Consider the following 17,255-nt stretch of genomic DNA (forward strand, 5'->3'; position numbering starts at 1 on the left):
GACCGGCGTGCTGGACGTGACGGCCACGGGTGGCACGCTGCGCCTGGAAGGCGCGAGCCTGTCCGGCAACGGCGCCGACCTCTCGGCCAGCGGCGCGCTGACCCTGGTGGGCAACCTCGACGGCGGCACCGCACTGGTGGTCCTGCAGGGCGACACCATCACGGCGGCGGCCGTCAGCGGCGGTACGGTGAAGCTCACCGCCTCGGGATTACTCGATGCCGGAGACATCGGCGCAGGCGCCGGGGGCATCACGGCCCTGGCGGGCAGCATTGCCACCGGCAAGCTCACGGCGACGGGGGGCGGCGACATCACCGGCACTGCCACGGGAGGCGACCTCCTGGCGGACGCGGTCAGCGGCGACGTCGTGACGCTGATGGCCAGCGGCGATATCGAGACCGGCGGCATCACGGCCAATACGCTCTCCCTGACCGCGGGCGGCAGCCTGACCACGCTGGGCCTCCAGGCCGGGGCAGGTGGCGCGAGCCTGATGGCCACGTCCATCGACAGCGGCGCGATCACGGTGACGGGCGGCGACCTGTCGGCGACGGCGCAGGCCGGCAACCTGGAGGCCGGCGGCATCACGGCCAACGGTGTCGAACTGGCGGCTGCCGGCGGGGATATCGACGTCGGTGACGTGACGGCCTCGGAGGCCCATTTCAGCGCTCCGGACGGGGCGATCACCGTCGGCACGGTCAGCGCCGGCGGCGACGTGGATTTCGACTTCGGCACCAGCCTGGATACCGGCACGCTGACGCTGGCCGGCACCCTGTTTGCCGATCTCAGCAATACCGACGCGGTCTTCGGCGACATCAATGCCCAAGCGGTGGATATCACGGTCGCTGGGGGCGATATCGTGATCGGCAACGTGACGGTGGCCCAGGATATCGACCTCACCGCGTCCGGCAGCGTGCAGTTCGGCAACCTCGGCGGACAAAACATCACGATCAGCCTCGGTCAGGATTCCACGATCGCCAGCAGTCAGATCACGGCCGGTGGTGATTTCATCCTCGGCGGAGCGGGTGTGCTCGGCGGCAACTCGCTGGTCGTGCAGGCGCAGGACATCGAGATCGGCACCGGCCTGTCGCTGGCGTCGGCCACGTTCACGGCGCAGGCCGCGGTCTCGTTCGGCGGTGCGCTGTTCGATCTGGATACGCTGACGGTGAATGCCTCGGACATCCAGGCCGAGGGGGCGAGCTTCGTCGTGGGCGAGGCCAGCTTGACGTCCGGCGGCAATGTCACCCTGAACAATGCGCAGCTGCAGGGCGGCCGCTACACGATCAGCGCCGAGGGCCTGGTACAGGATGCGGGCGAGGGCGGCGCGGTCTTCGACGTGGCGGCGCTGGGTATCTCCGCGGGCGAGATCGCGCTGGGCAACAGCAGCATCGTGGTGGGCAGCGGCCTCGCCGCCCTCGGCGGAGACGCGGCCCTGCTGTCGGCCCTTCAGGGCAAGAATCCGGAACTGCTGCCGGCTTCGCAAGGGCCCAATGCCAGCTTCATCGCCAGCCGTGTCCAGCTGGGCAACCTGGACCTTGCCGGCGACTACCTCTACATCTCGGCGGACGAGGTCCTGCTGGGCGGCAGCATCGATGCCCCGCTGGACCTGTTCGTGCACTTCAGCCCGATGACGGCGGGCGCCGATCTGGGGATCGAGGCTGCGGCATCCCTGGCAAGGCAGATCAACCTGAACCGCGACGAGCACTTCAACGTCTTTCCCGGCACGACCTTTGCGATTGGCGGCGTGGGTTATGCCGGCGACATCTACATCGGCGAGAACGGGGCGGTATCCCTGCTGCCGCGGCAGAGCAACTTCGTCTTCATGACCGATGGCCAGATCTTCGGCCTCAGCAGTCTGGTCACCAACGGCAGCGTGGTGGTCCTCAACGGCACGGCCGTGGTGTCCGACGAGAATCCGGTCCCCCTGAACGACGAGTTCATGCCCGACCTGCCGGGAGACGAACTGGAAATCCAGGATCCCGAAAGCGAAGCCTCGAGTTTCGGTACGGGCGAGGTCGAGTACGAGTCCGCGCCCACGGAGGCCGATGGCAGCCTGCAGTGTACCTAGCGCCTTTCGGGCCACGCCGGGCTGCCGTGTGAGGGCGGCCCGGCCTCGCTATGATGGGGTTCCGGCGCCAGACCGGAGCCAGCCTGTCGCGAGCGAGGAGATCCATGAGCGAAGAAGTCCACTACGGCGCCTGCAATCTCTGCGAGGCGATCTGCGGCCTGGAATTCCGGGTGCGCGACGGCCACGTCGTCTCGATCCGGGGCGATGACCGGGACCCCCTCTCCCGAGGCCATATCTGTCCCAAGGCCGTGGCCCTGCAGGACCTGCACGAGGACCCCGACCGTCTGCGCCGGCCGCTGAAGCGTGTCGGCGAGCGCTGGGAGGAGGTGAGCTGGGACCAGGCCCTGGACGAGATCGCCGACCGGCTGGTGGCGATCCAGCGCCAGCATGGGACGAACAGCGTCGCCGCCTACCTGGGCAACCCCAGCGTGCACAACTGGGGCAATCTCACCCATAGCGCGGCCCTGTTCGGTCCGCTGAAGACCCGCAGCCGCTATTCCGCCACCTCGGTGGACCAGCTGCCGCACCAGCTGGTGGCCTACTGGCTCTATGGGCATCAGCTGCTGCTCCCGGTTCCGGACATCGACCGTAGCCAGTACATCCTGATGCTCGGCGCCAATCCCATGGCTTCCAACGGCAGCCTGTGGACCGTGCCGGACTTCCGCAACCGCCTGAAGGCGATGCAGGCCCGCGGTGGCCGCCTGGTACTGATCGATCCTCGCCGCACCGAGACGGCCGAAGTCGCGGACGAGCACCATTTCATCCGGCCGGGCAGCGATGCCGCCCTGCTGCTGGCCTTGCTCAACGTGGTGCTGAACGAGGGTCTGGCGAAACCCGGGCGCCTGGCGGACTTCACCGACGGCCTGGAGCAGGCCGCGGCGGCGGTCCGGGATTACACGCCGGAGCGTGCTGCGACCGTCACCGGCATTGCCGCCGGCGACATCCGCCGCATCGCCCGCGAGCTGGCGGCAGCGCCCGCGGCGGCGGTCTACGGGCGCATGGGGGTGTCCACCCAGGCTTTCGGCACGCTCTGCCAGTGGGCCATCCAGTTGCTCAACATCGCGACAGGCAACCTCGACCGGGAAGGCGGCGTGATGCTGCCGCATCCGGCGGTGGACCTGATCAAGGGCGGCAACTCCAAGCCCGGGCACTACGCGGCCTGGAAGACCCGCGTGCGCGGCCTGCCGGAGTTCGGCGGAGAGCTGCCGGTCTCGGCATTGGCCGAGGAAATCCTGACGCCGGGCGAGGGACAGGTCCGCGCGCTGGTGACCATCGCCGGCAACCCGGTGCTGTCCACGCCCAACGGCCGCCAGCTCGACGAGGCCCTGGGCCGCCTGGAGCTAATGGTTTGCGTGGACACCTACCTCAACGAAACCACGCGGCATGCGCACTTCATCCTGCCGCCCACCGGGGGGCTGGAACACGACCACTACGACCTGGTGTTCCATCACCTGGCCGTGCGCAATACCGCCAAGTACAGTCCGGCGATCTTTCCCAAGCCCAAGGGCAGCCTGCACGACTGGGAGATCTTCGTGAAGCTGGGCCGCCGCCTGCGCGAGCGCCTGGACGAGCGGCCGCGCGGATCGCTGCTGCAGCGTCTCGGCATCCGGCTCAAGGACGAATTCCTGTTGCGCGCGCCGCCGCATCGCATCCTCGACCTGGGCCTGCGCCTGGGGCCCTACGGCCGCAAGTCGCCGCAGAAGCTGAGCCTGGCCAAGCTCAAGGCCCATCCGCAGGGCATCGACCTGGGCCCCCTGCGTCCGGCGCTGCCGCAGCGCCTGCACGGCAAGGCCAAGCGCATCGCCGCCGCGCCGGCCGCGGTACTGGCCGACCTGCAGCGCTTCGAGCGCGAACTGCTGTCCCAGGAGGCTGCGGCGCCGCGGCCGGGAGAGCTGTGGCTGATCGGCCGCCGCCACGTGCGCAGCAACAATTCCTGGATGCACAACTCGCAGCGCCTGGTGAAGGGCAAGCCGCGCCACCAGCTGTTCATGCATCCGCAAGACCTGGCTGAGCGCGGCCTGTCCGACGGTCAGAAGGTCAGGGTGAGTTCGCGCGTGGGCAGCGTGGAGGTGGAGATGCAGGCCACCGAGGACATCATGCCCGGCGTGGTCTCGCTGCCGCACGGCTGGGGGCATGCCCGTCCGGGCGTGAAACTGCGCATCGCCCAGGCGCATCCGGGGCAGAGCGCCAACGACCTGACCGACGACCAGGCGCTGGACGCGCTGTCGGGCAACGCGGCGCTCAATGGCATCCGCGTGAAGGTGGAGAGCGCGGCGGTGCAGGCCGCCTAGGCGCTTGCCGGCTTGGCTCCTTCGTACTGGGGGAGCTCGTCGGTGATGGCATACCAGGACGCTTTCGAGCCGGTGAAGATGTGGTAGGCGTTGGCGCACTCCACCGGCGTTTCCACCGTACCCAGGCGCAGCCGGCGGACTCCTGGCAGGTCGTCGCGGGCGCTGTAGATCGGGCTGCCGCAGCGGGAGCAGAACACCCGGGCCTTCTGCGGGATCGCGCGGTATTCCTTCAGCAGCTCCGCGCCGGCGATGATGCGGAAGCGGTCGCTGCGGACCGGGGCCACCGCGACGAAGGCCGAGCCCTGTGCCTTGCGGCATTGCGAGCAATGGCAGATCGAGATTTCGTCGATGCTGCCGTCGTATTCATAGCGCACGCCGCCGCACAGACAGCTTCCCCGGATCATGCTTTGCCCCTCGCCGGACCGTAACGGCGGCACTCTAGCATCCGGGGCTGCGGACCTGACGACTGAACCACGTTGTGAGGAACGAAGCGGTCCAGTAGATTCACGGCTCCGCACAGACCGAACCGACTCTTCGGGGAGAGCCGCTTGTCGTCGTCACGCTACTCCGCGCACGCCTTCCATGACAGCCTTCCCAATGGCCGCAGTTCCGGGGAGCTGCGGGTCACTGCGGCGGGCTTCCAGTTCCGCTGTGCCGCCGGCGCGGTGGACATTCCGTTCCGCGGCGCGGAACTGCGCCTGGGCGGCGCTTCCGACCGCCTGGTCTTCGTCAGCCATCCCGCCCGGCCGGGCTGGTCGGTCTACACCGACGACCGCGGCCTGATCGCCGATCCGCTGCTGGCGCAGCAGCCCGAACTGCAGCCGGCCCTGTCCGGCATGCGGCGCAAGCGTGCCGGCGGCTGGCTGGCGACGCTGGCGATCGCCCTGCTGCTGCTCGGCCTGCCGCTGGCCCTGCTGTTCAACATCGACATCCTCGCCGGCATGGCCGCCAAGCGCATCCCGGCGGAATGGGAGGAGGGCCTGGGCAAGCGCGTCTTCGCCCAGTACGAGATCGGCGCGCAGCTGGTCGAGGACAAGGCGATGGCGGCGCAGCTGAAGAAGCTGACCGATCCGCTGGAGCGGCAGATCGAGAAGCCGCGCTATCCCTTCCGCTTCCATATCGCCAAGGACAGCCAGATCAACGCCTTCGCCCTGCCGGGCGGCTATGTGGTGATCAATTCGGAGCTGATCCTGCGCGCGCGCACCGCCGACGAGCTGCTGGGCGTGGTGGCCCACGAGATGTCGCACGTCACCGAGCAGCACGGCATGCGCTCCGTGATCACCTCCGCCGGCGTGCTGCTGATCGCGCAGGCGCTGCTGGGCGATGTCGCAGGGCTGGCGGCCACGCTGGCCTCGGCCGCACCGCTGCTGCTCAACCAGAGCTATTCGCGCAGCTTCGAGAAGCAGGCCGACAAGCGCGGCGTCGAGCTGCTGCAACGTGCGCGCATCGACCCGCTGGGCATGGTGCGCTTCTTCGAGCTGGTCCAGGCCGAGGAGAAGAAGCGCCAGGAAAAAATCCGCAAGAGCACCGGCGACCGCACGGCGGACGTGCTGGAGGGAGCGTCCAGGTTCCTCAGCACGCATCCGCAGACCCAGGACCGCATCGAGGCGATCCGCAAGATGGCGGCGAAGCAGCCGGGGCCCTACGTGAACCTGGACGCGGACTTCCTGCGGCTGCAGGAGCAGGTCCGGACGTTCGTGGCACAGGACAACAAGGAAGAGGAAGGGAAGGAAGATGAAAACCAGGATTGAGGGCAGGCCGGCGTTCGCCTACCTGCAGCTGACGCTGGAGCCCGGCGAATCCATCGTCGCGGAGTCCGATGCCATGGCCAGCATGTCGGCCGAGCTGGACCTGCGCACCCGACTCAACGGCGGCTTCTGGCGCGGCCTGGCGCGCAAGTACCTGGGCGGGGAGTCGCTTTTCATCAACCGCTTCAGCAACGCCACCCAGCAGCCGCGCACGCTGACACTGGTGCAGCCGACGCCCGGCGACATCCTCTGCCGCGAGTTGGCCGCGGGCGAGACCTATTACCTGCAGCCGGGTGCCTTCCTGGCCGCCGACGAGTCGGTGACCCTCGGCCTGAAGTGGGCGGGCCTGGTGTCCTGGATCGCCCGCGAGGGTCTGTTCAAGATGGCGGTAACCGGCCCGGGCCGGGTCTGGTACGGTGCCTACGGCGCCCTGCTGGAGCGCGCGCTCGACGGCGAGACCATCGTCGATACCAGCCATCTGGTGGCCTACGAGCCGGGCGTGCAGCTGCGCCTGCAGCTGGCCGGCGGCATCTTCTCCAGCATCTTCGGCGGCGAAGGCCTGGTGACACGGCTGTCCGGCAAGGGCAAGTATGTCATCCAGACCCGCAGCCTCAGCGGCCTCAGCGGCTGGATCAACCCGAAGCTCTGGGGCTGAACGCATGGACATCGAACTGGTACACCGCCCGGGGAATACCGCGGCCAAGGTGAAGCTGGCGCAGGGCGAGACGCTGACCGCCGAGGGCGGCGCGATGATCGCCATGAGCGGCGACATGGACATCACGACCACCACGCACAAGAAGGGCTCCGGCTCGCTGCTGAAGAGCCTCAAGCGCATGTTCGGCGGCGAATCGCTGTTCCTCAACCACTTCACCTCGCCGCGCAACGGCGCCGAGGTCTGGCTGGGGACGCAGCTGGCCGGTGACATGCTGGTCCACCGGCTCGACAACGAGAGCCTGATCGTCCAGGGGGGCTCCTGGGTGGCGAGCGAGGAGGGCGTCGAGGTCGGCATGGGCTGGCAGGGCTTCAAGTCCCTGCTGTCCGGCGAGCACGTCTTCTGGCTCAACCTCAAGGGCAGCGGGCAAGTGCTGCTCAGCTCCTTCGGCGCGATCTACCCGGTGGAGGTGGACGGCGAGTACGTCGTCGACAGCGGTCACATCGTCGCCTTCAACGAGACGCTGAAATTCGAGCTCAGCAAGGCCGGCAAGAGCTGGCTGCACTCGATCCTGGGCGGCGAGGGCCTGGTCTGCAAGTTCAAGGGGCGGGGCACGGTCTGGTGCCAGTCGCACAACCCGGGCAGCTTCGGCCGTGCGCTGACGCCAACCCTCAAGCCGCGCCGCCAGTGAGGACAGGACCATGAGCGAACCGCAATACAACGTGATGCTGACCGGCGAGCTGGTGCCCGGTGCCGAGCGCGGCCGGGTCGTCGCCCTGTTCGGTGCCAAGTTCGGCCTGCAGCCGGCGCAGGCGGAAGGCCTGTTCAGCGGCCGACCGGTGGTGATCAAGCGGGGCGTGGACGCCGCCACGGCGCAGCGCATCGTCGAGCAGGTGCGCCAGATGGGCGCCGTCGCCGCCGCACAGGCAGTCGAGCCGCCGCCTCCGCCCGTTCCGGCACCGGCCGCCGCCGTGCCGCCGCCGCGGCCCAACGGTGCTACGCCGCCGCCGCCACCGGTGCCCCGGTCCGCCGCCGTGCCTCAGCCCGGCCTTCCGTTCCGCATCGAGGGCGAGCCGGACTTCGCCTTCCTCACCGTGAAGGTCCCGGCCGGCGAAACGCTGAAGGTCGAGGCCTCCGCGATGGCGACGATGGACACTCACATCACCATGAAGACCAAGCTCGGCGGCGGCCTCAGCCGCTTCGTCACCGGCGAGTCGATCTTCATCAACGAGTTCACCGCGCAGAACGCGCCGGGCGAGATCGGCATCGCCGCCGGCGCGCCCGGCGACATGCGCCACATCTACCTCGACGGCCAGATCATCTACCTGCAGAACTCGGGCTATGTCGCCTCCACCTCCGGTGTGGCGGTGGAGAGCAAGTGGCAGGGACTGACCAAGGGGTTCTTCTCCGGCGAGAGCCTGTTCCTGATCCGCTGCTCCGGCAAGGGCGACCTCTGGTTCTCCAGCTACGGCGGCGTGATCGAGGTGGACGTGGACGGCGACTATGTCGTGGACACGGGCAACATCGTCGCCTTCACCGACGGCCTGGAGTACCGCATCACCAAGGTGGGCGGCTACAAGTCGCTGTTCTTCTCCGGCGAGGGACTGGTCTGCCGTTTCTCCGGCCGCGGCCGGGTCTGGATCCAGACGCGCAAGGTCGGCGCCTTCATCGCCTGGACCTTCCCCTTCCGCCGCGTGGTGAAGCGGGGGTGATTCTTCGCGCTTTGGCGATGACTAAATGTCATCGCCTGCGAAGAATCACGGGCGGCCATGGATGGCCGCCCAGGGGCCAGATTGAGAGGCGAAGACCCGCCATGGATGGCATCCCCGCATCCCGGCGATGACTAAATGTCATCGCCTGCGAAGAATCACGGGCGGCCATGGAATGTTTGGCCTCGCTGAGGCATGACTTAATGTCATGCCGAAGTAAGTCAAACATGCCCAGGGGCCAGATCGAGAGGCGAAGTCCCGCCATGGATGGCATCCCCGCATCCCGGCGATGACTAAATGTCATCGCCTGCGAAGAATCACGGGCGGCCATGGAATGTTTGGCCTCGCTGAGGCATGACTTAATGTCATGCCGAAGTAAGTCAAACATGCCCAGGGGCCAGATCGAGAGGCGAAGTCCCGCCATGGATGGCATCCCCGCATCCCGGCGATGACTAAATGTCATCGCCTGCGAAGAATCACGGGCGGCCATGGAATGTTTGGCCTCGCTGAGGCATGACTTAATGTCATGCCGAAGTAAGCCAAACATGCCCAGGGGCCAGATCGGGAGTCGAGGTCCCGCCACGGATGACGCTACCGCTTGACTCCCTCCGCCGCAAGATACGCAGGGTTGGCAAGCTTCACAGGCACCCGTTCCTCCAACCCCTCTCCCGCATGCGGGAGAGGGGACCGAGAGGGCATCAGGCAATGCCGTAGTACCCCGCGATCATCCGCTCGAACCAGCGCTGCGGCAGCAGCTTCCTCAGCACGCCCACGGCGAAGCGCTGTGCCAGCGGTCCGACGAGGTGCCGCAGCTTCGGATCGCGCGCCTCGATGATCTTCTCCAGCCGCCAGGCGATGGCCTCCGGCGTGGCGCCGCCCTGTTCATCCTTTTCCATCACCTCCACGGCGGTGCACAGGGCCTTGTGGTAGGGGCCCTGGGCCGCGGCGGCGGCCATGCGGCGTTCGGCGGTGAAGCCGGTGCGGAAGTCGCCGGGCTCGATCATCGCCACCCGGATGCCGAGGGGGCGCAGTTCCATGCGCAGGGATTCGGTCATGCCCTCCACCGCGAACTTGCTGGCGCTGTAGAGTCCCTGGAAGGGGATCGACACCAGCCCGCCCATCGAGCTGATGTTGACGATGCAGCCGGAGCCTTGGCGCCGCAGCGTGGGTAGCACGGCCTGGCAGACGCGAAGCACGCCGAAGAAATTGGCGTCCAGCTGTTCCTGGGCCTCGGCGATGCTGGTGTCCTCCACCGAGCCGGCGATGCCCCAGCCCGCATTGTTCACGACCACGTCGATGCGGCCTTCGCGGGCCAGCACCAGCTCCACGGCCCGCCGCACCGACTCCTCCGAGGTGACGTCCATCGCGATCAGTCGCAGGCCAGGGCCGGGTTCCGGCGGCAGCGCTGCCGCGCGGCGGCTGGTGCCGTAGACGCGGTAGCCGAGTCCCTGCAGGTACTCGGCGCAGGCCTTGCCGATGCCGGAGGAGGCGCCGGTGATCAGGACGACGCGCGGGGAAGCAGGCTTCATGGTGCGGGAACTCGCCAGGTCGGTCAGGTTGCGGAGCTTACTGTGCCCTGCGGCCGCGCCGGGAGGACTGCGTCACAGCCGTCCGCGGCGAACCCCCTGGGCGTCCGCCGCGGTGCTCGTGACGGCGAGGGCGGGGGCCTAGCATGCTCGCCACGATATCCGGGTCGGAGGGGACCTCATGCGCATCGAATCGGCGGGCCGGGCCTTGATGCCCGCGCTGCTCCTGCTGCTGGCCGCCTGCGGCAAGACCGAGGCGCCGTCGGCGCCCGCCCCGGCGGCTTCTGTTCCCGCCACGGCCAGCGCCGAGTTGCAGGCGCTCTACGACCGCAGCTGCAAGGCTTGCCATGCCGTGCCGGGTACCGGCGCGCCTCTGAGCGGCAACGCCCAGGCCTGGGCGCCACGGGTGGCGCAGGGCATCGATACCCTGCTGGACCACACCATCGGCGGCTACAACGCCATGCCGCCGATGGGCGCCTGCATGGACTGCACGGAAGAACAGTTCGAGGAGCTGATCGAGCTGATGTCCGGCACCACTTTCGACTGAGCGCCCGATGAGCCTGTCCCGACGTGAACTGATCAAGGGCCTGGCCCTGGTGGGCGCTGCCGGCGCCATGGGCTTGCCGGGGCTCGCCGCCGCGGCGCGGCGCAACCGCACCATCGTCTGGCGCAACTGGTCCGGTGCGCAGAGCTGCATTCCGGCAGCGCGCCTGGGGCCGGCCAGCGAGGCAGCCCTGGCCGAACTGCTGCGCGCCAGCCGCGACGTCGTCCGTCCGGTGGGAGCGGGGCATTCCTTCAGCGCCCTGGTGCCCACCGACGGCACCCTGGTTTCGCTGGCGCGCCTCAGCGGCATGATCGGGCAGGATGCGGCGAAGCAGCAGTCGGAGTGGTGGGGCGGTACGCCGATGTCGCAGATGGGCGCGCCGCTGAAGGCGGCGGGCCTGGCGCTGACCAACATGGCGGACATCGACTACCAGAGCCTGGCCGGCGCCATCGCCACCGCCACCCATGGGACCGGCGTCGGCTTCGGCTCCTACTCCACGCAGGTCGCGGGCCTGCGGCTGGTCACGGCTTCCGGCGAGATGCTGGATTGCGACGCGCGGAACCGCCCCGAGGTCTTCAACGCCGCGCGCGTTTCGCTCGGCGCCCTGGGCTTCGTCACGCGGGTGAAGTTGCAGAACCGCCCGGCTTTCCGCCTGCGCGAGAAGATGTGGATCCAGAAGACCGAGGAAATCCTGGAAGGCATCGACGAGCACCGCCGCGGCAACCGGCACTGGGAGATGCACGTGCTCACGCACTCCGACTACGCCGCCGCGGTATCGCTGAACGAGACCACGGATGCGCCGAGTCCGCCGCCGGCCGACCCGGAGGCGGAGGGCGGCAACGAATATATCAAGTGGATCGCGCGGCTCGACAAGTACGGCAGCGACTGGCCGGCCGCGCGCCGCGCACTGCTGAACCTGGTGGCTTCCACCGCCGGCTTCGAGGAGCGCGTGGGCGAGTCCTACGAGGTGTTCGCCAATGTGCGCAACGTACGCTTCAACGAGATGGAATATTCGGTGCCGTCCGAGGCGGGCCCGGCCTGCCTGCGCGAAATCCTGGCGCTGATCGACAAGAAACGCCTGCCGACCTGGTTCCCCATCGAATACCGCTACATCCAGGGCGATGAGCTGCCGATCTCGATGTTCGAGGGCGGCGAGCGCTGCGCCATCTCGATCCACCAGCACTACACGATGGACTATCACAACTACTTCGCCGAGATCGAGCCGATCTTCTGGAAGCATGGCGGCCGTCCGCACTGGGGCAAGCTGCACTCGTTGAACGCGCGCCAGCTGCAGAAGCTCTATCCGCGCTGGAAGGAGTTCACCGAGGTGCGGCAGGCGCTGGATCCGCAGGGGCGCTTCCTGAATGCGCATCTGCGGTCCATATTGGGCGTGGCATGAACCGCCGGGCCGCCCGGACGTTCATGCCGAACCTGTCGCAGCACGGGCGGCCCCACCGGCGGCCACTGCCGTTCACCCGTCGGCAGGCGCAGGGCGAACGGCAGGCCAGGCAGGGAGGTGAGCAAGGATGAAACGCCGCCATTTCGTGATCGGTGCGGCCGCGCTGGGCGCCGGGGCGGCGCTGGCGCTGCGTCCGCGCGCGGAGGCCCAGCCGCATGACGACTACTTCCGCGCGCTCAACCAGGAACTGCGCCGCAACGGTCCTGCGCGGCCCTGCCTGCTGATCGACCTGGACCGCCTGGATCGCAACATCGCCGCGGTCATGGCCTCGGTGCGCGCGCCCAGGCATTACCGCGTGGTGGAAAAGTCGTTGCCCAGCCCGAAGCTGCTGGAGTACATCATGGGCAAGGCCGGCACGAACCGGCTGATGTCCTTCCACCAGCCCTTCGCCAACGCCGACGCCCGCCTGTTCCCGGCCTGTGACATCCTGGCCGGCAAGCCCCTGCCGGTGCGTTCGGCAGAGCGCTTCTACCGCGAGCTGCAGGGATCCTTCGATCCGGCCCGGCAGATGCAGTGGCTGGTCGATACGCCGGAGCGCCTGCGGCAGTACCTGGAGCTGGCGCAGGGCCTGGGGACGAGGCTGCGGATCAACATCGAGATCGACGTCGGCCTGCACCGCGGCGGCGTGGCCGACGACGGCACGCTGGCAGGCATGCTGGCGCTGGTCGAGGCGCAGCCGCAGCGGCTGGAGTTCGCCGGCTTCATGGGCTACGACCCGCACGTCACCGCGCTGCCGTGCTTCGCCGGCTCGCGCGAGGAACTGTTCGCCGACGCGATGCGCCGCTACGGCGAGCGCGTGGACTTCCTGCGTCGCCAGCATCCGGCGCTGTGGCACGAAGGGCTGACGCTCAACACCGCCGGAAGCCCCACCTACAAGCTGCACGAGCAGGAGAACCTCTGCAACGACATCTCCGTCGGCTCGGCCCTGCTCAAGCCCACGCATTTCGACATCGACACGCTGGCGGAGCACGTGCCCGCCGCCTTCATCGCCACGCCGGTGCTGAAGGCCGTGGGGCCGCTGAGCCTGCCGGCGCTGGACGGCCTGTCGCGCCTGGCGCGCGCCTGGGACCCGAATGCGCGCGAGATGTTCTTCGTCTACGGCGGCAACTGGAGGGCGGACTACGAGTCGCCGCGGGGGCTGCGCCGCAACGGGCTCTATGGCCAAAGCTCCAACCAGGAGAACGTTACCGCGTCCCCCGGCACCGGCCTGTCCGTGGATGACCATGTCTTCCTGCGACCGCAACAGTCCGAGGCGGTGCTGCTGGAGTTCGGGGACTTGCTTGCCGTCCGCGGCGGGCGCATCGTCGAGCAGTGGCCGGTGCTGGCCTAGGGCCGCCGCAGCGGCCGCGGTTCACCATGACAAATCCAAGCCGGCAGAACCGGCGTACAGGGAGAGGGTCTCCATGAGAATCGACATTGCCTCCGCCGCGGCCCTGCTGCTGGCGGCCGCGCTGGCCGGCTGCGGCGGCCGCAGTTCAGAGCCGGAAGGTGGCTCGATGCGCTCCGCCCCCCTGGCAGATCCGCAGCGCGCGGCCTGCGTGACGAAGAGCCCCTACCTGAAGGTGGGGGCAGGCCTGGACGCCCCGGGCCGCCTGGACGTGGCGGTGCCGCGCGTCGGCGAGCCGGCCATCTGCAAGGGCAACCGGCAGTTCCGCTTCGGCTCCGGCCTGCACGACATCACCGGCGTGGTGGCCAACACCAGCGGCATGGGCTGGGAGAACCCGGCGCAAGTCTTCGCCGGCCTGCACCAGCGCCAGTACGCGCGCGCCTTCGCCATCGAATCGCCCTGCAACGGCAGGCGTGTGATGGTGGTGGTGGCCGATATCGGCATCATGACCGGTGCCCTGCGCACGCAGGTGCTGGCTGCCATCGCCGCCGATCCCGGGCTGGCCTCGCGTTACGGTGCCGACAACCTGATGCTGTCGGCCACGCATACCCACCAGGGGCCGGCGGGCTACTCGCACCATCTGGCGCACAACCTGCTGCACTTCGGCTTCGACGCGACCACCTTCCAGGCCATTGCCGGCGGCATGTTCGAGGCCGTGAAGCGCGCCGACGCCAACCTGCAGGCGCATCCGGAGACGGCGTCCATCGGCCTGTCCTCGGGCGAGCTGCTCGACGCCAGCATCCAGCGCTCCGCTTCCGCGTACGAGATGAACGCCGAGGCCGAGCGCCGCGAATTCCTCAACGCGCGCGGCGAGGAGGTGCGCAACAACAAGCGCATGGTGCAGCTCAACCTGGTGCGCGGCGACGGCTCCGCGGTCGGCATCCTCAACTGGTTTGGCGTGCATGCCACCGTGATGGGGCCGACGCAACACCTGGTCAGCTCCGACAACAAGGGCTACGCGGCGCTGGGCTTCGAGCGCATCATGAAGACACGCTACGACGCCGAGCCGGGCACGGACAGCTTCGTCGCCGCCTTTGCGCAGGCCGATCAGGGCGACGCCTCGCCCAATCTCTTCATCCTGGAGCGGCCGCACCCGGACCCGACGCGCGGCGGCGGTGCCGACGATGCCGAGTCCAACGCCATCTCCGGCACCAAGCACCTGGCCAAGGCGCTGGAGCTGTACGCCCGCGGCGCGGCCTTGTCGGGTCCGGTGGACTACCGCCTGTTCCATGTGAGGATGGACGAGGTCGAAGTGACCGACCCGGTAGTGCTGGCCAGCCTCCGGCACCCGGAGGAGCTGGACGCGGAAGTCAAGCGCACCTGCTCGCCGGCGCTGGGCCCTTCGTTCGCGGCGGGCGCCGAGGATGGCCCGGGTCCGGCGGTGGAGGGCGTCAGCTGCGCGGCGGGTTTCGACGTGCTGGCGGCCGCCGTGGCGGATTTCCAGACCCTGCTCGCCATCCGCCCGCCGGAGGCGGTCGGGCTGCCTCCCGCGATCCTGCCGCTGAATCTTGTGTCCACGGCCTTGCTCTGCAACCTGCAGTACCTGCCGCCCACGCCGGTGCTGGGCGATTTCTCCTGCCAGGCCGAGAAGCCGGTGGCGCTGCCGCTGTCCGCCGCCGGCATACCGGCCGAGCCGCTGGTGCTTCCGTTCCAGGTGATCCGCCTCGGCAATCTCGCGCTGGTCGGCCTGCCCTGGGAGGTGCCGACCATGTCGGCGCGGCGCATCCGCAAGCAGATGCTGGAGGTACTGGCGCCGGTGGGCGTGGATACCGTGGTGGTGGCGCCGCTGACCAACGACTTCGTGCATTACCTGCCGACGCGCGAGGAGTATGCCGCGCAGCAGTACGAGGGCGCCTCGAACATCTTCGGCCCCTGGACGCTGGCGGCGGTGCAGCAGGAACTGCGCCGCCTGGCGCTGACGATGCGCGACGGCCAGCCGGCTCCGGAGGGGCCGGCCTACGTCGAGGGCAACCCGGTGCTGCTGCGCACGCCCTATGTCCCTGCCGATCTGCCGCTGCCGCGCGCCTTCGGCACGCTGGTGACGGACGCGCCAGCGACGGCGACGCCGGGCGAGACGGTGACCGCCGCCTTCCAGGCCGGCCATCCGCGCAACGACCTGCGCACGCAGCGGAGCTACGTCTACGCCGAACGCCAGAAGGCCGACGGAAGCTGGGAGGTGGTGGCCCAGGATCGCGATCCGGAGCTGCTGTTCGTCTGGAAGCCCGCGGTGCCGCAGGTGCTGCCGGTGGACCTGCCGGTGATGGGCAGCGGTCTGTCCTCCACGGCCGAGGCGGTCTGGCAGATTCCCAGGAACACGCCGGCCGGCACCTATCGCCTGCGCCTGGAGGGAGCGGCGCAGACGCTGGTGCTGCCCAGGGCCAGCTACACCGGCATCTCCAGCCCGTTCAAGGTCGGCGCACCGGTTTCGGACTGCCCCTGAGGCTTCCGGATGGGCTGAATTTCTCCCCTGGATTGTCGTGCTGCCGACAGTCTGCCCCGGCCTCGCCGGGGCAGACTGTGCGCATAACGACAAGATCGAGGAGAGAAGATGGTCCTGCGCCGGCTGATGCCGCTGGTCCTGTGCCTGTTGCTGACCGCCTGCGGCGGCAGCGGGCCGCTCGAGGCGCCGGCGGCCGTGGAGCGGCAGGCCTGGGTCGGAGCCTGGTCCGCGGCTCCTTACGGGCCTTACCCGCTGGGGCCGCTGAGCGACCTGCTGCCGGTGCCCCTGCCGCCGGCACTGCCCCTGCCGCCGGTTCCGAGCCTGCTGCCGGGCAACCAGGCGGTGGACCAGAGCTTCCGCATGGTGGTGCGGCCCACGCTGGGCGGTGAGCGCCTGCGGCTGCGCCTGTCGAACCTCGTCGGGGACCGGCCGCTGCGCATCGGCCCGGTGCGCGTCGCCCGGCGCCTGGCGGGTCCCGCGCTGGTGCCGGGCAGCGATCGTCCCGTGCTGTTCGGCGGCCAGCCCGAGGTGATCATCGAGCCCGGCGCCGAGGCAGTCAGCGATGCCGTGGACTTCGCCTATGCCGTCGGCACCGACCTGGCGGTGTCCTTCCAGGTGATCGGCGAGAGCGGCCCGATCACCTGGCATGCGGTGTCCTTCGCGCTGAACTACGTCGGCCTGCCGTATCTCGGCGACAGCACGGCCGATCCGGCGGGATTGAGCTTTCCGCAGCCGACGCTGGGCTGGTTCTTCCTCAGCGGGGTCGACGTGCTGGCGCCGCAGTCCCCGGGCGCCATCGTGGCCATCGGCGATTCGATCACCGACGGTGCCTACTCGGTGCCCGAAACCCATACGCGATGGACCGATTGGTTCGCCGCGCGCCTGCGAGCCGCGGGCGTCGGGATGGCGGTGCTCAACCAGGGCATCAACAGCAACACGGTCACGCGCGCGCGCGACGGCTTTGCCGGCCCGCCCGCGGTGGACCGCTTCGACCGCGATGTCCTCGGCCGCGACGGCGTGCGCTCGGTGGTGATCTTCGAAGGGACCAACGACCTGGCTTCCGGCGTCCCGGCCGAGGAGATCCACGCCGCGATCCGGCAGCTCGCGCGGCGCGCCCGGGACGCCGGGCTCTGCGTCGTCGTGGGCACCATCCCGCCGCGCATGGACGTGGCGCTCGGATGGGAGCCCGGCAGCATGGAGCCGCAGCGCCAGCGCCTGAACGAGCTGATCCGCGCCGACGGGTCCTTCGACGCCCTGGCCGATTTCGAGGCAGCGCTGTCGCTGCCGGGCATGCCCTCGCTGCCGAACGCGGCGCTGTACTTTCCGGACCTGCTGCACCCGAATTCCGTCGGTTTCGCCGCGCTGGCCGAAGCCGTGCCGCTGGAGGCGCTGGTGCCGCCGCCGGCGGGTCATTGCAAACCTTGAAGGAGTGGCAGA

At 69.2% G+C, this 17,255-nt stretch carries 13 protein-coding genes; 11 read left to right on the plus strand and 2 right to left on the minus strand.

All coding sequences use genetic code 11. The features are described from left to right. The coding region (locus C3942_RS22430; protein WP_165797534.1) for a beta strand repeat-containing protein at positions 1–2,062 on the plus strand (2,062 nt) is incomplete at its 5' end. A gap of 104 nt (positions 2,063–2,166) precedes the next feature. Then, positions 2,167–4,353 carry a molybdopterin oxidoreductase family protein gene (locus C3942_RS18525; protein ID WP_104231861.1) on the plus strand — a complete coding sequence of 729 codons (2,187 nt, stop codon included), beginning with the start codon at positions 2,167–2,169 and terminating at the stop codon, positions 4,351–4,353. On the opposite strand, the gene C3942_RS18530 is transcribed toward C3942_RS18525, so the two are convergent. Then, positions 4,350–4,757 (minus strand): GFA family protein, encoded by a 408-nt coding sequence (locus tag C3942_RS18530; RefSeq protein WP_104231862.1) that lies wholly within the window; start codon positions 4,755–4,757, stop codon positions 4,350–4,352. The two genes, C3942_RS18525 and C3942_RS18530, sit on opposite strands and share 4 nt — an antisense overlap. A 144-nt stretch (positions 4,758–4,901) precedes the next feature. Between C3942_RS18530 and C3942_RS18535 the strand changes: the two genes are divergently transcribed. Genes C3942_RS18535 through C3942_RS18550 form a run of 4 tightly spaced genes read left to right on the plus strand, consistent with a single transcriptional unit; the run spans position 4,902 to position 8,465 of the window. Then, positions 4,902–6,104: a M48 family metallopeptidase gene (locus C3942_RS18535; protein ID WP_104231863.1), complete on the plus strand. Its 1,203-nt coding sequence runs from the start codon at positions 4,902–4,904 to the stop codon at positions 6,102–6,104. Beyond that, positions 6,088–6,756, plus strand: coding sequence for a TIGR00266 family protein (locus C3942_RS18540; RefSeq protein ID WP_104231864.1), 669 nt, complete (start codon positions 6,088–6,090; stop codon positions 6,754–6,756). The genes C3942_RS18535 and C3942_RS18540 overlap by 17 nt, the downstream gene beginning before the upstream one ends. A gap of 4 nt (positions 6,757–6,760) precedes the next feature. Then, positions 6,761–7,444 carry a TIGR00266 family protein gene (locus C3942_RS18545; protein WP_104231865.1) on the plus strand — a complete coding sequence of 228 codons (684 nt, stop codon included), beginning with the start codon at positions 6,761–6,763 and terminating at the stop codon, positions 7,442–7,444. A 10-nt stretch (positions 7,445–7,454) separates the two neighbouring features. Beyond that, on the plus strand, positions 7,455–8,465 hold the full coding sequence (locus tag C3942_RS18550) for a TIGR00266 family protein (protein WP_104231866.1): 1,011 nt from the start codon (positions 7,455–7,457) through the stop codon (positions 8,463–8,465). A 695-nt stretch (positions 8,466–9,160) separates the two neighbouring features. Here the strand turns inward: C3942_RS18550 and C3942_RS18555 are convergent. Further along, positions 9,161–9,991 carry an SDR family oxidoreductase gene (locus C3942_RS18555; protein ID WP_104231867.1) on the minus strand — a complete coding sequence of 277 codons (831 nt, stop codon included), beginning with the start codon at positions 9,989–9,991 and terminating at the stop codon, positions 9,161–9,163. A 178-nt stretch (positions 9,992–10,169) separates the two neighbouring features. Between C3942_RS18555 and C3942_RS18560 the strand changes: the two genes are divergently transcribed. From C3942_RS18560 to C3942_RS18580, 5 genes are all read left to right on the plus strand, one after another. Beyond that, positions 10,170–10,535, plus strand: a complete 366-nt coding sequence (locus tag C3942_RS18560; protein ID WP_104231868.1) for a c-type cytochrome — start codon at positions 10,170–10,172, stop codon at positions 10,533–10,535. A 7-nt stretch (positions 10,536–10,542) separates the two neighbouring features. Next, a complete protein-coding gene (locus C3942_RS18565) occupies positions 10,543–11,931 on the plus strand; it encodes a D-arabinono-1,4-lactone oxidase (RefSeq protein ID WP_104231869.1) in 1,389 nt (462 codons plus the stop codon). Between the two features lie 127 nt (positions 11,932–12,058). Then, a complete protein-coding gene (locus tag C3942_RS18570) occupies positions 12,059–13,321 on the plus strand; it encodes a DSD1 family PLP-dependent enzyme (protein WP_104231870.1) in 1,263 nt (420 codons plus the stop codon). A 73-nt stretch (positions 13,322–13,394) separates the two neighbouring features. After that, positions 13,395–15,818 (plus strand): neutral/alkaline non-lysosomal ceramidase N-terminal domain-containing protein, encoded by a 2,424-nt coding sequence (locus tag C3942_RS18575; protein WP_165797535.1) that lies wholly within the window; start codon positions 13,395–13,397, stop codon positions 15,816–15,818. Positions 15,819–15,926: 108 nt separating this feature from the next. Further along, positions 15,927–17,243 carry a GDSL-type esterase/lipase family protein gene (locus C3942_RS18580; protein WP_104231872.1) on the plus strand — a complete coding sequence of 439 codons (1,317 nt, stop codon included), beginning with the start codon at positions 15,927–15,929 and terminating at the stop codon, positions 17,241–17,243. Positions 17,244–17,255 lie beyond the last annotated feature (12 nt).

This window comes from Solimonas fluminis (assembly GCF_002930645.1).
GTDB lineage: Bacteria > Pseudomonadota > Gammaproteobacteria > Nevskiales > Nevskiaceae > Solimonas_A > Solimonas_A fluminis.